The 14,248-nt window shown below is 60.4% G+C and carries 14 protein-coding genes; 6 read left to right on the forward strand and 8 right to left on the reverse strand.

Going from position 1 to position 14,248, the window contains the following annotated elements:
* Positions 1–81 precede the first annotated feature (81 nt).
* Entirely contained in the window at positions 82–768 is a 687-nt protein-coding gene (locus ACU680_RS13870) for a cysteine hydrolase family protein (RefSeq protein ID WP_448179719.1), read from the reverse strand.
* Between the two features lie 193 nt (positions 769–961).
* Here ACU680_RS13870 and trhP point away from each other — a divergent pair, with 193 nt between their 5' ends.
* Positions 962–2,296 carry a prephenate-dependent tRNA uridine(34) hydroxylase TrhP gene (trhP, locus tag ACU680_RS13875; RefSeq protein WP_448179720.1) on the forward strand — a complete coding sequence of 445 codons (1,335 nt, stop codon included), beginning with the start codon at positions 962–964 and terminating at the stop codon, positions 2,294–2,296.
* Between the two features lie 113 nt (positions 2,297–2,409).
* Here the strand turns inward: trhP and ACU680_RS13880 are convergent, their stop codons facing one another.
* The gene (locus tag ACU680_RS13880; RefSeq protein ID WP_367086229.1) at positions 2,410–3,273 is read right to left on the reverse strand and encodes a LysR family transcriptional regulator; all 864 of its coding nucleotides are present in this window, start codon (positions 3,271–3,273) and stop codon (positions 2,410–2,412) included.
* 101 nt (positions 3,274–3,374) lie between these two features.
* Here ACU680_RS13880 and ACU680_RS13885 point away from each other — a divergent pair, with 101 nt between their 5' ends.
* Positions 3,375–4,268: a DMT family transporter gene (locus tag ACU680_RS13885; RefSeq protein WP_448179721.1), complete on the forward strand. Its 894-nt coding sequence runs from the start codon at positions 3,375–3,377 to the stop codon at positions 4,266–4,268.
* Between the two features lie 179 nt (positions 4,269–4,447).
* Here ACU680_RS13885 and ACU680_RS13890 read toward each other — a convergent pair whose 3' ends face one another.
* On the reverse strand, positions 4,448–4,678 hold the full coding sequence (locus tag ACU680_RS13890) for a hypothetical protein (RefSeq protein ID WP_448179722.1): 231 nt from the start codon (positions 4,676–4,678) through the stop codon (positions 4,448–4,450).
* A 207-nt stretch (positions 4,679–4,885) separates the two neighbouring features.
* Complete coding sequence (locus tag ACU680_RS13895; protein WP_367084067.1) at positions 4,886–5,758, reverse strand: LysR family transcriptional regulator; 873 nt, start codon at positions 5,756–5,758, stop codon at positions 4,886–4,888.
* A 160-nt stretch (positions 5,759–5,918) separates the two neighbouring features.
* On the opposite strand from ACU680_RS13895, the gene ampC reads away from it, so the two are divergent.
* Positions 5,919–7,085 carry a class C beta-lactamase gene (gene ampC / locus ACU680_RS13900; protein WP_448179723.1) on the forward strand — a complete coding sequence of 389 codons (1,167 nt, stop codon included), beginning with the start codon at positions 5,919–5,921 and terminating at the stop codon, positions 7,083–7,085.
* A 156-nt stretch (positions 7,086–7,241) separates the two neighbouring features.
* Here the strand turns inward: ampC and ACU680_RS13905 are convergent, their stop codons facing one another.
* Positions 7,242–7,814, reverse strand: coding sequence for a DUF4174 domain-containing protein (locus tag ACU680_RS13905; protein WP_448179724.1), 573 nt, complete (start codon positions 7,812–7,814; stop codon positions 7,242–7,244).
* A 209-nt stretch (positions 7,815–8,023) separates the two neighbouring features.
* Between ACU680_RS13905 and ACU680_RS13910 the strand changes: the two genes are divergently transcribed.
* Positions 8,024–8,497: a GNAT family N-acetyltransferase gene (locus tag ACU680_RS13910; protein WP_367084064.1), complete on the forward strand. Its 474-nt coding sequence runs from the start codon at positions 8,024–8,026 to the stop codon at positions 8,495–8,497.
* 80 nt (positions 8,498–8,577) lie between these two features.
* Here the strand turns inward: ACU680_RS13910 and ACU680_RS13915 are convergent, their stop codons facing one another.
* From ACU680_RS13915 to ACU680_RS13925, 3 genes are all read right to left on the reverse strand, one after another.
* Positions 8,578–9,363 carry a sulfite exporter TauE/SafE family protein gene (locus ACU680_RS13915; protein ID WP_064586898.1) on the reverse strand — a complete coding sequence of 262 codons (786 nt, stop codon included), beginning with the start codon at positions 9,361–9,363 and terminating at the stop codon, positions 8,578–8,580.
* Between the two features lie 222 nt (positions 9,364–9,585).
* Positions 9,586–10,800, reverse strand: coding sequence for an MFS transporter (locus ACU680_RS13920; protein WP_448179725.1), 1,215 nt, complete (start codon positions 10,798–10,800; stop codon positions 9,586–9,588).
* A gap of 167 nt (positions 10,801–10,967) precedes the next feature.
* Entirely contained in the window at positions 10,968–11,717 is a 750-nt protein-coding gene (locus ACU680_RS13925; protein ID WP_448179726.1) for a hypothetical protein, read from the reverse strand.
* A gap of 344 nt (positions 11,718–12,061) precedes the next feature.
* Here ACU680_RS13925 and ACU680_RS13930 point away from each other — a divergent pair, with 344 nt between their 5' ends.
* Positions 12,062–13,210, forward strand: coding sequence for an aldose epimerase family protein (locus tag ACU680_RS13930; protein WP_448179727.1), 1,149 nt, complete (start codon positions 12,062–12,064; stop codon positions 13,208–13,210).
* A gap of 204 nt (positions 13,211–13,414) precedes the next feature.
* Entirely contained in the window at positions 13,415–14,236 is an 822-nt protein-coding gene (locus ACU680_RS13935) for an aldo/keto reductase (RefSeq protein ID WP_448179728.1), read from the forward strand.
* Positions 14,237–14,248: the final 12 nt, after the last annotated feature.

The raw sequence follows: 14,248 nt of genomic DNA on the forward strand, positions 1-14,248 counted from the left end.
GAACCTTAGTCAGCCGGGGCGCGCGCGAGTGCCATCTTTGTTCATGGAGCATAGATTGCCTGGACGATGCAGCCCGGCTAATCAGCGCACCGGCAGTTTGACGATCTGCGCAGTGCCCAACACGTCGCCGAAGGTGTCTTCGACTTCCGCCAGCGCGGCCTTGTGCAGCGAATCCTTGTCGATGGACACGCCGTTGGCCCGAGTGATGGCGCGGGTCGCCGAGGCATCGGACGCGACAATCACGTTATAGCCCAAAGGCGCGGCGTCCCGTGCGGCACCCGCCACGCAGGCGTGGGTCATCAGGCCGGATATGATCAGGGTCTGGATGCCGGCCTTTTTCAGTTGCTGGTCAAGGTCGGTGCTGGCGAACACGCTGACGGTGTTTTTTTGCAGGACAACGTCTTGTGGGCGCGGCTGCATGTCCTTGTGAAACTTCACCGTCTCGCCATCAATGGCAAACACCGCAGAACCGGCCGGTGCAATGTGCTGCACGTGGTACACCGGGATTTTGTGGCTGTCGGCGAACGTGATCAGCTCACGGGTTTTCGCCAGCGCAGCGGCACCGTCCGGGATCGGCATCCCGCCGCTGAAGTATTCATTCTGAAAGTCGATCACGATCAGGGCCGATTTGCCGGCTGGCAGGTGATCGACCGGCGTAGCGCCTGACATCGCCCGAATGGTCGGGTGGCTGTCGGCGATGGCCCCGGTGCTGGCCAGTACACCGGAAAATGCACAAGCGGTGAGAAAGCGGCGCGTAAAGTTCTGCATGGGAAAGTCCTCCTTCGGTTGATTTGATAAGCGAATGTTAGGCAGCCATCGTCAAACCGAACACAGTGGAACCGGCACATGATCTGTGCCCTTTCTGCACAGATAAACTTCGCAAACTCAAACGTAGATCCAGATCAATAAACCGCACTTGCCGCTGCACTACCCTGCCGCGCTTTTGCCATCGATGCTCGCCATGATCCCTGACCTGCCCCTCGCCGCCCCGGAATTGCTCGCCCCCGCCGGCACCCTGAAGAACATGCGCTACGCCTTCGCCTACGGTGCCGATGCGGTCTACGCCGGCCAGCCGCGCTACAGCCTGCGGGTGCGCAACAACGAATTCGACCACGCCAACCTCGCCCTCGGCATTCGCGAAGCGCAGGCTCAGGGCAAGCGCTTTTACGTGGTGGTCAACATCGCCCCGCACAACGCCAAACTGAAGACCTTCCTCAAGGATCTGGCGCCAGTGATCGAGATGGCGCCGGACGCGCTGATCATGTCCGACCCGGGCCTGATCATGCTGGTGCGCCGGCATTTTCCGCAGATGCCGATCCACCTTTCGGTGCAGGCCAACACGGTGAACTGGGCGAGCGTCGAGTTCTGGCAGCAACAGGGGCTGAGCCGGATCATCCTTTCGCGGGAGCTGTCGCTGGAAGAAATCGGCGAAATCCGTGAACAGGTACCGGGCATGGAGCTGGAGGTGTTCGTCCACGGTGCGCTGTGCATGGCTTACTCCGGGCGCTGCCTGCTGTCGGGCTACATGAACAAGCGCGACGCCAATCAGGGCACCTGCACCAACGCTTGCCGCTGGAAGTATTCGGCGCAGCAGGCTACGGAAAACCAGCTCGGCGAGATCGTGCAGACCTTCCAGCCGGAGCCGACCCTGGGCATCGGCGCGCCGACCGATCAGGTGTTTCTGCTGCAGGAAGCCAATCGCCCTGATGAGTTGATGCCCGCTTTTGAAGACGAGCACGGCACCTACATCATGAACGCCAAGGATCTGCGCGCCGTGCAACACGTCGAACGCCTGACGCGCATGGGCGTGCATTCGCTGAAGATCGAGGGCCGGACCAAATCGCACTTCTATTGCGCGCGCACCACCCAGGTTTATCGCCGGGCCATCGACGACGCGATGGCCGGACGCGAGTTCGACCGCAGCCTGATGACCGATCTCGAATCACTCGCCCAGCGCGGCTACACCGAAGGTTTCCTGCGCCGCCATGTGCATGACGAATACCAGAATTATCAGAACGGCAGCTCGGTGTCCGAGCGTCAGCAGTTCGTTGGCGAACTGACCGGCGAGCGCCGCGACCGGTTGGCCGAAGTCAAGGTGAAGAACCGTTTTGCCTTGGGCGATCATCTGGAATTGATGACGCCCAAGGGCAACTTCCATTTCGATCTGCACCAGTTGCAGAGTGCCAAGGGTGAAGCCATCGAAGTCGCGCCCGGCGACGGGCACAAGGTGTACCTGCCGATTCCGGATGCGGTGGATTTGCGCTTTGGCCTGCTGATGCGCGACCTGACTCCTTGACCCCCTCCCATGTAGGAGCTGCCGCAGGCTGCGATCTTTTGATCTTGTTATTGAAAAGCCAGATCAAAAGATCGCAGCCTTCGGCAGCTCCTACACTGGGAATGCGGATGGAGTCAGAGGAATTCCTCGCGCAACATCGCCACGAACGCCTCACGCGCCGGGTGTACCCCGGCGTTTTCGTGCCAGTAAAACAGGTTGTCGATCGCCGTCAGCTCAGGAAACTCATAGCCCACGCAGCCAGCGCCTTTGGCGTATTGCTCGAACACGCCTTTGGGCACCAGCGCGACCCCGGCGCCGGCACTTACGCAACCGACAATCGCCCCGTAACTCGCCAGGCTGACAATCGGCAGCGCCTGGCCCTGACGCAACAACCAATGCTCCAGCGCCGCCCGATACGGGCAGCCTTGCGGCCACATGAACACGGTTTTGTCCTGCAGATCGTGGATGTCGCGCACCGGCCCGAATGACGTCGAGGCAATCAGCAGCAGTTCTTCGCGGTACATCGGTGTGCGTTTGAGCTGCGAGCGCTCGACGTCCACTGCGACGATGGCGCCGTCCAGGCGATGGTTGACAGTATCGTCGAGCAACTGGCTCCAGGTGCCGGTCGTCAGCTCCAGTGCCACTCGCGGAAAGCGCTTGTGAAACCTCGCCAAAAGACGCGGCAAACGCCCGGTGGCCGAGGATTCGATCGCGCCGATACGCAGCGGCCCGGAGGGTTCGGCGGCGGGATCCACCGCGCGCTTGGCTTCGGCGGTCAGCGCCAGAATCCGCTCGGCATACGCCAGAAACGTCTGCCCCGCCGGGCTGATCCGCAGCCCGCGCCCCTCGCGCAGAAACAGCGCCACACCGAGCTCCGCTTCCAGCGCCTTGATCCGTGCGGTGATGTTCGACGGCACACAAAACAGCTTTTCAGCGGCGCGGGCAATGCTGCCCTCGTCGGCCACGGTCTTGAACATGCGGATCTGCGCCAGTTCCATACTCATCACTCAAAATGAACATTCAACGCAGTATAAGTCAGTTGTGGAGACTTGTTCGCCGCCCAGATACTCGGCGCATCAACCCTCGCAATGAGCCAATCATGCCGCCCCCCTCTCCCTTGAAAATCATTCTGAGCATGGCCTTCGTGGTCAGCTGCTGGGCCTATTCACCCACCGGCATTCACATTGGCCTGCAAGCCTACGACCCCGGGCATCTGGCGTTGCTGCGGTTTCTCCTGGCGTCGTTGTTCATGGCCGTGATCGCGGCGTTCAAGGGCATTCGCCTGCCGCAACGGCGCGACGTACCGCTGTTGTTCGCCCTGGGATTTTTTGCCGTCAGCCTGCATCACGTGGCGCTGAACATCGGCCAGCAAAGCGTCAGTGCCGGCGCCTCCAGCGTACTGGCGCAGTCGAGCCCGCTGTTCAGTACGCTGCTGGCGCGCTACGTGTTCAAGGATCAGGTCAGTGTCTGGCGTTGGGGTTGCGTATTGCTGGGACTGGTCGGCGTGGTGATCGTGGTCAGCGCCGATCGGGGCCTGGGGCAGATCGACGCGCATGGCTTGCTGATCCTGCTGGCAGCGCTGTCATGGAGCATTTACTTCGCCCTGCAAAAACACCACGCCCGGCGTTATGACGGCTTCAGTCTGGCCTGTTATGCGGTGTGGTCGGGGACGCTGCTGTTGCTGATTTATCTGCCGGGGCTGAGCGATGCAGTGCTGAAGGCGCCGTTGCGCGTGCAGTGCGCGGTGCTGGCGTTAGGGGTGTTTCCCAGCGCGCTGGCTTATCTGGCCTGGGGCTTTGTGCTCAGGCATGTGGACTTGAGCCGGGCGACGATGACGCTTTATTTGATACCGCCGACGGCGATGGGGATTGCTTCAGTGGGCCTCGGCGAGCAGCCGTCGCTGATGGTTCTGATTGGCGCGGCGGTGGTGTTGATCAGTGTGCTGGCGTTGAATCTGGAGCGGCGGGTGGTGGTTCGTACCCTTGAAGTCTGATCTCTGATTTTCAGCGACATTGTGGCCGCCATCGCTGGCAAGCCAGCTCCCACAGGACATGCGGCATGACACCACTGACCACTGTGGGAGCGGGCTTGCCCGCGATGAGGCCCACATGAACAACACACACTGCAACTGACCACCCACAAAAAAACCGGCACCAAGGCCGGTTTTTTTCACTATCTGCGATCATCCGACAACGGCGTCGGCTCATCCGCCGGCGGCACATCATCGTCCGCCGCCGGGTCCTTCCAGTCTTCCGGCCGATCGGCATCACTCAACGGATCACGTCCCGGGCTCATGCCCGGCGGCGCATCGTGATCGGTCAGTGTCGGCTCATCCGTGCCGGGCAACGGACGGGTTGGATCGGTCGGCAGCACACCACCCTGAAACAGCAAATCATTAGCCATGACACACCTCACCAAGGAGGTCCGGAAAACCCGGGCCATACAGCTTGGAAGCGTGCCTGCGCAGGCCGTGCTATCGAGCAGACCAACGGCCATCAGCCGCAATTCCAACCTGTAGGAGCTGCCGCAGGCTGCGATCTTTTGATCTTGATCTTCAAAAATCAAAGTCAAAAGATCGCAGCCTGCGGCAGCTCCTACAAAGGATTTGTGTCAGGCAGAGATTTGTAGCAGCCAGTTTTTGAAGGCGAGCATTGCCGCCGTCTCCGGGCGCGACTGCAGGCGCGTCAGCCAATAACTGCCGGTGGTGATTTCAATCGCAAACGGCTGGCGAATCACGTCCGCTGCCAGTTGCCGGGCGAACATCAGCGGTGGTGCCAATGCGACTCCGCTGCCCTGCAGCGCGGCTTCCATCATCGCCAGCGACGAATCGAAGACAATGCTCTGCGGCGGGGCCGCGTGGGTCGCCAGGCCTGCGGCATGAAACCATTCCGGCCATTCATCGGTGCGATAGGAACGCAGCAAGCGCTGTTGCAGCAGATCGCCCGGAGTGTGCAGTTGCCGGGCGATTTCCGGCACGCACAGCACCGACAGTGGCGCATCGAGCAGGCGAGTGGCCTCGATGCCATGCCACGCTCCGGCGCCGAATCGAATCGCGTAATCCAGCCCCTCAGCCGCGACGTCGACCCGGTTGTTATTAGTCGACAGGCGCAAATCTATGAGCGGATGTTTCGCCTGGAAGTCTGCCAGCCGTGGCAGCAGCCAACCGACCGCAAAGGTTCCGACGGCACCCACGGTCAACATGTCCCGATACTGACCGCCGGCCAGCCGCTCAAGCATCTGCGCGATATGATCGAATGAGGTGGTCAAAACCGGCAACAGGGTCTCCCCTTCACTAGTCAGCATCAGCCCACGAGGCAGGCGTTTGAACAGGGTGACGTTGAGCTGCGCCTCAAGGCTTTTGACCTGATGGCTCACCGCCGCCTGGGTCACGCACAATTCCACAGCGGCGCGGGTAAAGCTCAGATGCCGCGCCGAGGCTTCGAATGCGCGCAGCGCATTGAGCGGCAGTTGAGGTCGAATCATGCCAGGTCCCAAATTTTTCTAATGGCTCATGCGAAATATCATCGTTTGTCGACGAGTGCCAGACTGCCTAAATTGTCGGCGCTGATCAGTCGAGCAACGTTTCAATTGCCCGCAGTGTAGCGGGATATCACCCTCAACACTCATGGAGAGTGGTTCACTCATGTCCTTCATCAACCCGAGAAAAGTCATTTCCTGCAGCGCATTCGGCGTAATTTTCGCTGCTAACGCGTGCATGGCTGCCACGCCGAGCGACGAACAACTGCAAGCCCTGGTGAATAAAACCGTCACCCCGGTGATGCAGCAACAGCAGGTTCCGGGCCTGGCCGTGGCTATCACCATCAACGGCCAACCGCATTACTTTAATTACGGCGTCGCCGCCAAGGATACCGGGCAGAAAGTCAGCGAAAACACCCTGTTCGAGATCGGCTCGGTGAGCAAAACCTTCGCCGCGACCTTGGCCGGCTATGCGCAGGCGACCGGCAAACTGGACCTGTCGACCAAGGCCAGCCAGCTCTGGCCGGAACTCAAGGGCAGCGCTTTCGACAACATCAGCGTGCTGCAATTGGGCACCTACAGCGCCGGCGGCCTGCCGCTGCAATTCCCTGACCCGTGGGATTCGGCGGACAAGATGCTCGGCTACTACCAACAGTGGAAACCGAGCTTCCCGGCCGGTAGCCAGCGCCTGTACTCCAACCCGAGCCTGGGCCTGTTCGGTTATCTCGCCGCCAAGACCCTTGGCCAGCCCTATGATCAGGCGATGAGCGAAACCCTGCTGCCGAAACTTGGCCTGCAACACACCTACCTGCAAGTGCCGAAAGCGCAAATGAGCCTGTACGCGCAGGGCTACGACAAGGACGACCAACCGGTGCGCGTCACCCCGGGCGCGATGGATTCAGAAGCCTACGGCGTGAAAACCAGCGCCGCCGACATGCTGCGTTACGTGCAGGTCAACCTGAAACCGGCAAGCCTGGAGGCCCCGCTGCAAAAAGCCATCGCCAACACCCACACCGGTTACTACAGCGTCGGCGACATGACTCAGGGTCTGGGTTGGGAAATGTACCGTTACCCGATCAGCCTCGATCGTTTGCTGGCCGGCAACAGCACGGAAATGGCCATGCAGCCGCACAAGGTGCAGTGGCTGACCCCGCCGCAACCGCAGGCGGATAATGTGCTGCTGAACAAAACCGGGTCTACGGGTGGCTTTGGCAGTTACGTGGCGTTTGTGCCGTCGAAGGATGTCGGCGTGGTGATTCTGGCGAACAAGAACTTTCCGATTCCGGAGCGGGTGAAGATTGCTCACACGATCCTCAGCGTTTTGACCGACTGAAAATCAAAAGATCGCAGCCTTCGGCAGCTCCTGAAGGTACAGGATCGGGTTTTCAATCGGTCGATGCAGGAGCTGCCGCAGGCTGCGATCTTTGGGCGGGCAATAAAAATGGGCGACCTGCAGAGGTCGCCCATTTTTTTGATTCAGGCCATGCCATCAGTCATCCGGCATTTCCGGTGGCTTGCTCGGTTTCGCCGGTTTACTCGCCTTGGCGCCCTTTTCGCCTTTCTTGGCTGCCGGTTCGGCGGCGGTGGCCTTGGTTTCAGCAACCGTCGGTGCGCTGATTTCTTTCTCGCTCGCCGGCAATGCATCAACCGTGTCGAAGATCTTCTTCAGGTCCACCGACTTCGCTTCATCGCCCGAGGCCGAGAGCTTGGCCTCGCCGTCCTTGCCCAGCAGGAACACTTTCGGGTACGCGCCGGCACCGAGTTTCAGCGACCGTAGCAAAGCCATGGTGTCCTGCTGACCGAGGTCTTTGCCATCGAGCTGACCGGCCATGTTGAGGATGGTGTAAACCTTGATGTTGCGATCAGTCACACCTTTCTTGTTGGCAGGATCTTCCAGCGACTTTTTCAACCCCACCCACACCGGATCGACGGTGCTTTGTGCGATTACGATCAACGGTCGGGCCCGTCCCACATCCCCGGCTATGGGCGAGTCATTGTCAGCGGCGAACAAGGGGCCGGCAATCGCCAGCAAGAGTGTCAGGGTCAGTGACCTGATGAGCATGCGCATCTCCTTTTGATATCCACGCTCTAATGATTGCGCATCGCGGCGATTGTTCCGGGGTCGTGCCCGGCAAATATGTTTCGCCTTGTCAGAAGCTTAGGTCAGCCACGACATTGCGCAACCGCATCGGCGTAATCGTGACGCGGATTTGATTACCTTTTGTGAGCACATTAGGCTGGCTGTTCCGCCCACGAAATGGAGTTCAACCCATGCACATCGATTACCTGTGCGATCACCCGCATTTGATTGAGGAACTGGCCGAACTCAACTTCAAGGAATGGGGCGAATTCCGTGACGGCGATACCCTTGAGGCCCGCACCGAGCGGATGCGCGCCGCCTGTGGCAAGGGTGCAATTCCCAGCGTGGTGGTGGCTATTGAAGACGGCAGGTTGCTCGGCGGCGCGCTGCTGATCGACAGCGACATGAAGATCCGCCCGCAACTGACGCCGTGGCTGGCGGGCGTCTACGTGAAAGCCGAAGAACGCGGACGCGGAATTGCTTCGCAGCTGGTTAACCGGATCGTCGCTGAAGCCAAAACGTTGGGAGTGCCGCAGCTGTATCTGTACACCGACGCCGCGCAATCGCTGTATGCGGGGTTGGGTTGGGAGGTGGTCGAGGATCTGGTCTACGAGGATTTGCCGGTGACCGTCATGAAATTCAACATCCTTCATACCGCAGCGTAGGAGCTGCCTCAGGCTGCGATCTTTTGATCTTGATCGTAAAAACGGAGATCAAAAGATCGCAGCCTTCGGCAGCTCCTACATCAGAAAGCCAGTTTGTAGCCGATCAACAGCAGCATGGTCGCCAGGCACGGGCGCAGTAATTCGTCGGAGATACGCCCGGTCAGGTGGCTGCCCAGCCAGATGCCCGGCAACGAACCCATCAGCAGAAAGCCCAGCACGCCCCAATCCATGTTGCCCATGCTCGCGTGGCCCAGACCCGCAACCAGAGTCAGCGGCACGGCGTGGGCGATTTCGGTGCCGACCAGACGTCGGGTCGGCAGCAGCGGATAAAGGATGAACAGTGCGACCGTGCCGAGGGCGCCGGCGCCGATCGAGGTCAGGGCGACCATGGTGCCGAGGATCAGCCCGGTGATCACCGTCATCACATTCAGGCGCGCGCCGCTCGGGTTGTAGTTGCCGCCCGCGCGTTTGTGGGCGAATTCGAGCAGGCGCTTCTTGAACAGAATCGCCAGCGCCGTGGCGAACAACACGAAGCCCAAGGCCTGTTTGATGATCGCGTTCATCGCTTCGGGCGCGGTGTGCAGCGTGCTGAGAAACCACAAAGTCATGGCCACTGCCGGCACGCTGCCGAGGGTCAGCCAGCCGGTGATCGCCCAGTCGATGTTGTTGTTCTTCTTGTGCACCAGCACGCCACTGGATTTGGTAATGGCCGCGTATAAAAGGTCGGTGCCCACCGCTGTTGCCGGGTTGATGCCGAACCACAGCAGGATCGGCGTCATCAACGAACCGCCGCCGACACCGGTCATGCCGACAATAAAACCCACCACCAGCCCGGCGATGACCAGGCCGAAATTTGCCAATTCCATTAAGACGTCCAGAAAAACGACAGGAAAAATCTGGCCCGCAGCATAGCGATTTTTCATATAACCACATATATCGATGCGGTCTATCGTTATGCCCGATCCCTACATCTAACACTGTAGGAGCTGCCGAAGGCTCGGGCCGCGTTCGGACGATCTTTTGATCTTGATTAAAAGACAAGATCAAAAGATCGCAGCCTTCGGCAGCTCCTACAGTGGAGGTGTGGTTCAGTGCTGGCGCCGGCCCGGTTTGAAGCTGTGATGACGGTTGATCCACACCGTCGCGAGCGCGATCAGCGACAGGATCAACAACGCCCACGGAAACGACATCGCGCCCGCCCGATCCAGCAGCAATCCGCCAAAAAGACCGCCGCCGGCAATCGCCACATTCCAGGAGGTGGTGAGCATCGCCTGCACCACGTCCACATGCTCGCCGGCCGAATCCGCCGCCGCCGTCAGCAGCAACGTCGCCGAACCACCAAATGACAGGCCCCACACGGCCATGCAGGTGTAGATCAGCCACGGCGACGGGGACATCAGCGCCAACACCAGTGCGGTCACGGCAAACACCGCGAGGCTGATCAGCGTCAGCCAGCGCAACCAGCGGTCCACCAGCAGGCCGATGATCCAGATCCCGATCAGCGAACACAGGCCGAACACCAGCAGCACCAGATCGACCCGCTCAGCCAGTCCGGCCTGCATCAGGAATGGCGCGATGTAGGTGTAGAGAATGTTGTGCCCGAGCATCCAGGTCAGCACCACGAACAGCACCGGCCGTACACCCGGCAGACGCAGCGATTGCAGCAACGGCAGGCGTTCGGCGCTGGCCTGGCCCGGACGATCCGGCACCGCCAGCACAATCCACGCCGCCAGCACCAACGCCAGCGCCGACATGATCCCGAATGAGGCGCGCCAGCCGATCAGGTTGCCCAGCCAGGTCCCCGCCGGGGTGCCCAGCGACAGCGCCACCGGGGTGCCGAGCATGGCGATCGCCAACGCCCGCCCCTGCTGATGCACCGGCACGATCCCGCGGGCGTAACCGGCCATGATTCCCCACGACAGCCCCGCCGCCATCCCGGCGAGAAACCGCGACGCCAGGGTCAAGCCGTAATGGCTGGAGAACGTGGTCACGGTGTTGAACAGCAGGAACCCGCCAACCGTCATCAACAGCACCCGCCGCCGTGGCCAGCCCCGGGTGGCGACGGTCAGCGGAATCGCCGCGACAATCGAGCCCAGTGCATATAGCGTCACCAGTTGCCCGGCGAGCACTTCGCTGACCCCAAGCCCGGCCCCGATCTGCGGCAGCAGCCCGGCCGGCAGGGTTTCGGTGAGGATGGCGATAAAGCCGGTCATGGCGAACGCTAGTAACGCGGCATAGGGCAGTTTTTCTGTGCGGATGACGCAGTCAGTGCGAGTGAAGTCGGTGCTTGCGGAGTCGGTCATGACAGGTGCAGCTCCATTTGAGTCAAATGTGACGGAGGATTGTATACAACCTATCCCTCATGACTGACAACACTTCCCTGTAGGAGCTGCCGCAGGCTGCGATCTTTTGATCTTGATCTTAAAAAACAAAATCAAAAGATCGCAGCCTGCGGCAGCTCCTACAGGGATTACTGCACCGGGAGGAAATTCAGGAACAGCAGACTCTGCGCGTAATTCAACCCAATGCGCCGGTAGCGCTCATCGAGCATCTGCGTCAGCAGATCAAGCCGCGCGACGATCTTGCCGAACTCGGTGGCGAAACTCAGGTTGCTGCCCTCCTCCGAGATTTCATTGGAGAACAGCAGCGGCTGGCCTTCCTTGTTCTGGCGCTGAGCCAGAATCCACGTGGCTTTCTCGATATTGCGCGCGGCGTTGTGGACGAAGGTCGGGTTGATTGCATCGGTCATGTAGAACTCGATGCGATTGCCGTGGGCGGTGACCAGCATGCTGCCGATGGCATAGATGAAGGCGCCGACCCGATCCCCGAGAAACTCCGGACTCATCGCGTAGCTGAGCGCCGCCAGATCCTTGCGCCCGCCCAGCACCGGCAACGGTTGTTGCTGCTCGACTGCCAGGCGCACCTGTTTCACCGCGGTGTTGATGTCGAGGAATCCCGATTTGCGCAGCTCTTCCGGGTTGCGCAAATACAGCTTGCCCATCAACCGATAAAGGCTGTTGAGGTTGTCGCGCATCGCCAACGTGGCCATGCGATCGACGCTGGTCTGCAGGAATTCCTGCGGTTGACCGTCACGCATCTGAGCGATGAAACCGTTGCCGGTCTGGTGCGTGCACCCGCTGACAAACAGCAATGACAGACAGGCCAGCAACAGGCACGGGCGGCGAAAAAATCGGGGGATCGGGTGAAAAGCTCTCGGCATGAATTCTCGAACAGGCACATTCCTGCGCGGCGGGCGTCGCCGCATCCTGGCCATGGATAGAGCCGCCGAATCCGGAAAAGTGCAGTGGCGGATTTTCCCGGTCGATTGACGGCGAAGGAGCGCCAAGCCAATTAGTCAGTCTTTATTGTTGAAATACACGATAAATCCGCTATAAACCTTCTTTACCTGCACAAATAGATTGACTAGTACCGTGTAGGAGCTGCCGAAGGCTGCGATCTTTTGACCTTCGTTTTTAGAATCAAGATCAAAAGATCGCAGCCTGCGGCAGCTCCTACAGGGGAATTGTGGTGTTTTGAAAACAACAACAAAAAGGAAGGTCAACCATGCTTCAATCACGTCACCTGCTCTCCGGCCTCGGACTGTCCCTGATGATCGCCACCCTCTCCGCCAACGCGGCCGGCCTCAGCGCCGAACACAAAGCCTTTGGCAAAACCAATGACGGCACGCCCGTCGAGCAATACATCCTGCGCAACAGCCACGGCATGCAGGCGACCGTCATCACCTACGGCGCCACCCTGCAATCACTGCTGGTGCCGGACAAACACGGCAAAGCCGCTGACGTGGTGCTGGGTTTCGACGACGTGCAGGGTTACCAGAAAGGCACGGCGTATTTCGGTGCGACCATCGGCCGTTTCGGCAATCGCCTCGCCGACGGTGCGTTCGAACTCGACGGCAAACGCTATCAGGTGCCGCAGAACGACAAGTCCAACGCCTTGCATGGCGGTACTCAGGGTTTCGACAAGAAGGTCTGGAAAGCGCAGGAAACCAAGGACAAGGATTCCGTCGGCGTAACCCTCACCTATCTGTCGGCGGACGGTGAAATGGGCTTCCCCGGCAATCTCACCACCGAAGTGACCTACCGCCTGACCGACAGCAACGAATTGCGCATCGACTATAAGGCCAGCACCGATAAACCGACGGTGCTCAACCTGACCAACCACAGCTACTTCAACCTCGCCGGCGCCGGCAATGGTGATGTGCTGAAACAGATCGCCACCCTGCACGCCAGCCGCTACACCCCAGTCACCGCCAAGCTGATCCCGACCGGCGAACTGGCGCCAGTGGCCGGAACGCCGATGGACTTCACCACGCCCACCGCGATCGGCACGCGCATCAAGGCCGATCACCCGCAGTTGAAATTCGCCGAACCGCAACAGGGTGGCTTCGATTTCAACTGGGTGCTGGATACCAAGAGTGATGTGAGCAAAGTCGCCGCCGAGGTCAGCGATCCGCAGTCCGGGCGGCATCTGCAGCTGTTCACCAGCGAGCCGGGGGTGCAGTTTTATACCAGCAACTTCCTCGATGGCACGGTCAAGGGCAAGGGTGGCAAGGTCTATCCGCACTGGGGCGCGTTTACCCTGGAAACGCAGCACTATCCGGATGCGCCGAATCAGCCGGATTTTCCGAGCACGCGGCTGGATCCGGGGCAGACTTACAGCCATAGCGTGGTGTTGAAGTTCTCCGCGAAATAACACTTAACCTGTGGCGAGGGAGCTTGCTCCCGCTGGCCTGCGCAGCAGGCCCCTGCTTTTTCAACTTCAACTGAAAGAAGAGCAAGGGCCGCTTCGCGCCCCAGCGGGAGCAAGCTCCCTCGCCACAGGTTCATCGACCTCCATTGGAACCCCTGCGCTATCCTGCTGCCCACTAAGGTATGACCATCAGCACAGGAGGTTTGAATGCGTACCCTTGAACTGGCAGGCGTGCAGGTTCCAGTGATCGGCCAGGGCACTTGGCGCATGGGCGAGGATCGCTCGGCGCACAAGCGGGAAGTGGCCGCGTTGCGTCAAGGCATCGAACTGGGCATGACCCTGATCGATACAGCGGAAATGTACGCCGAGGGCGGCGCCGAAAGCGTGGTTGGCGAAGCCATCGCCGGTCTGCGCGACCGGGTATTTCTGGTGAGCAAGGTCTATCCGCACAACGCCAGCCGCAAAGGCATCCCGCAAGCCTGCGAGCGCAGTCTGCGCCGGCTCGACACCGATTACATCGACCTCTATCTGTTGCACTGGCGCGGTCAGTATCCGCTGGAAGAAACCGTCGAAGCCTTCGAACGTTTGCGCGCGGACGGCAAGATCGGCCGTTGGGGCGTGTCGAATTTCGATGTCGACGATCTCGAAGAACTGGCCTCCCCGGCCTGCGCCACCAATCAGGTGCTGTACAACCTCGAAGAGCGCGGCGTCGAATTCGATCTGCTGCCCTGGTGCCAGCAACAGCGTATGCCGTTGATGGCGTACTGCCCGATCGGCCAGGGCGGCGCGATGCTCGCCGAACCGGCGCTACAGCAAATTGCCGCTCGTCACAACGTGACCTCGGCACAGGTTTCGCTGGCGTGGATTCTGCGTCAGGATGGTGTGATTGCGATTCCCAAGGCTGTGCGACCGGAACACGTGCAACTCAATGCACAAGCGGCGCAGTTGCAACTGGATGCCGGGGATCTGGCGGCGCTGGACCAGGTATTCAAAGCGCCACAACGCAAGCAGCGGCTGGCGATGGTCTGAGTCGCTGGCTGC

Source organism: Pseudomonas sp. LF020 (assembly GCF_053456425.1).

What these genes read in the sequence shown, in the direction of transcription:
- ACU680_RS13870 (WP_448179719.1), bottom strand. Translation starts at nt 768, where the DNA reads ATGCAGAACTTTACGCGCCGCTTTCTCACCGCTTGTGCATTTTCCGGT.
- trhP (WP_448179720.1), top strand. Translation starts at nt 962, where the DNA reads ATGATCCCTGACCTGCCCCTCGCCGCCCCGGAATTGCTCGCCCCCGCC.
- ACU680_RS13880 (WP_367086229.1), bottom strand. Translation starts at nt 3,273, where the DNA reads ATGGAACTGGCGCAGATCCGCATGTTCAAGACCGTGGCCGACGAGGGC.
- ACU680_RS13885 (WP_448179721.1), top strand. Translation starts at nt 3,375, where the DNA reads ATGCCGCCCCCCTCTCCCTTGAAAATCATTCTGAGCATGGCCTTCGTG.
- ACU680_RS13890 (WP_448179722.1), bottom strand. Translation starts at nt 4,678, where the DNA reads ATGGCTAATGATTTGCTGTTTCAGGGTGGTGTGCTGCCGACCGATCCA.
- ACU680_RS13895 (WP_367084067.1), bottom strand. Translation starts at nt 5,758, where the DNA reads ATGATTCGACCTCAACTGCCGCTCAATGCGCTGCGCGCATTCGAAGCC.
- ampC (WP_448179723.1), top strand. Translation starts at nt 5,919, where the DNA reads ATGTCCTTCATCAACCCGAGAAAAGTCATTTCCTGCAGCGCATTCGGC.
- ACU680_RS13905 (WP_448179724.1), bottom strand. Translation starts at nt 7,814, where the DNA reads ATGCTCATCAGGTCACTGACCCTGACACTCTTGCTGGCGATTGCCGGC.
- ACU680_RS13910 (WP_367084064.1), top strand. Translation starts at nt 8,024, where the DNA reads ATGCACATCGATTACCTGTGCGATCACCCGCATTTGATTGAGGAACTG.
- ACU680_RS13915 (WP_064586898.1), bottom strand. Translation starts at nt 9,363, where the DNA reads ATGGAATTGGCAAATTTCGGCCTGGTCATCGCCGGGCTGGTGGTGGGT.
- ACU680_RS13920 (WP_448179725.1), bottom strand. Translation starts at nt 10,800, where the DNA reads ATGACCGACTCCGCAAGCACCGACTTCACTCGCACTGACTGCGTCATC.
- ACU680_RS13925 (WP_448179726.1), bottom strand. Translation starts at nt 11,717, where the DNA reads ATGCCGAGAGCTTTTCACCCGATCCCCCGATTTTTTCGCCGCCCGTGC.
- ACU680_RS13930 (WP_448179727.1), top strand. Translation starts at nt 12,062, where the DNA reads ATGCTTCAATCACGTCACCTGCTCTCCGGCCTCGGACTGTCCCTGATG.
- ACU680_RS13935 (WP_448179728.1), top strand. Translation starts at nt 13,415, where the DNA reads ATGCGTACCCTTGAACTGGCAGGCGTGCAGGTTCCAGTGATCGGCCAG.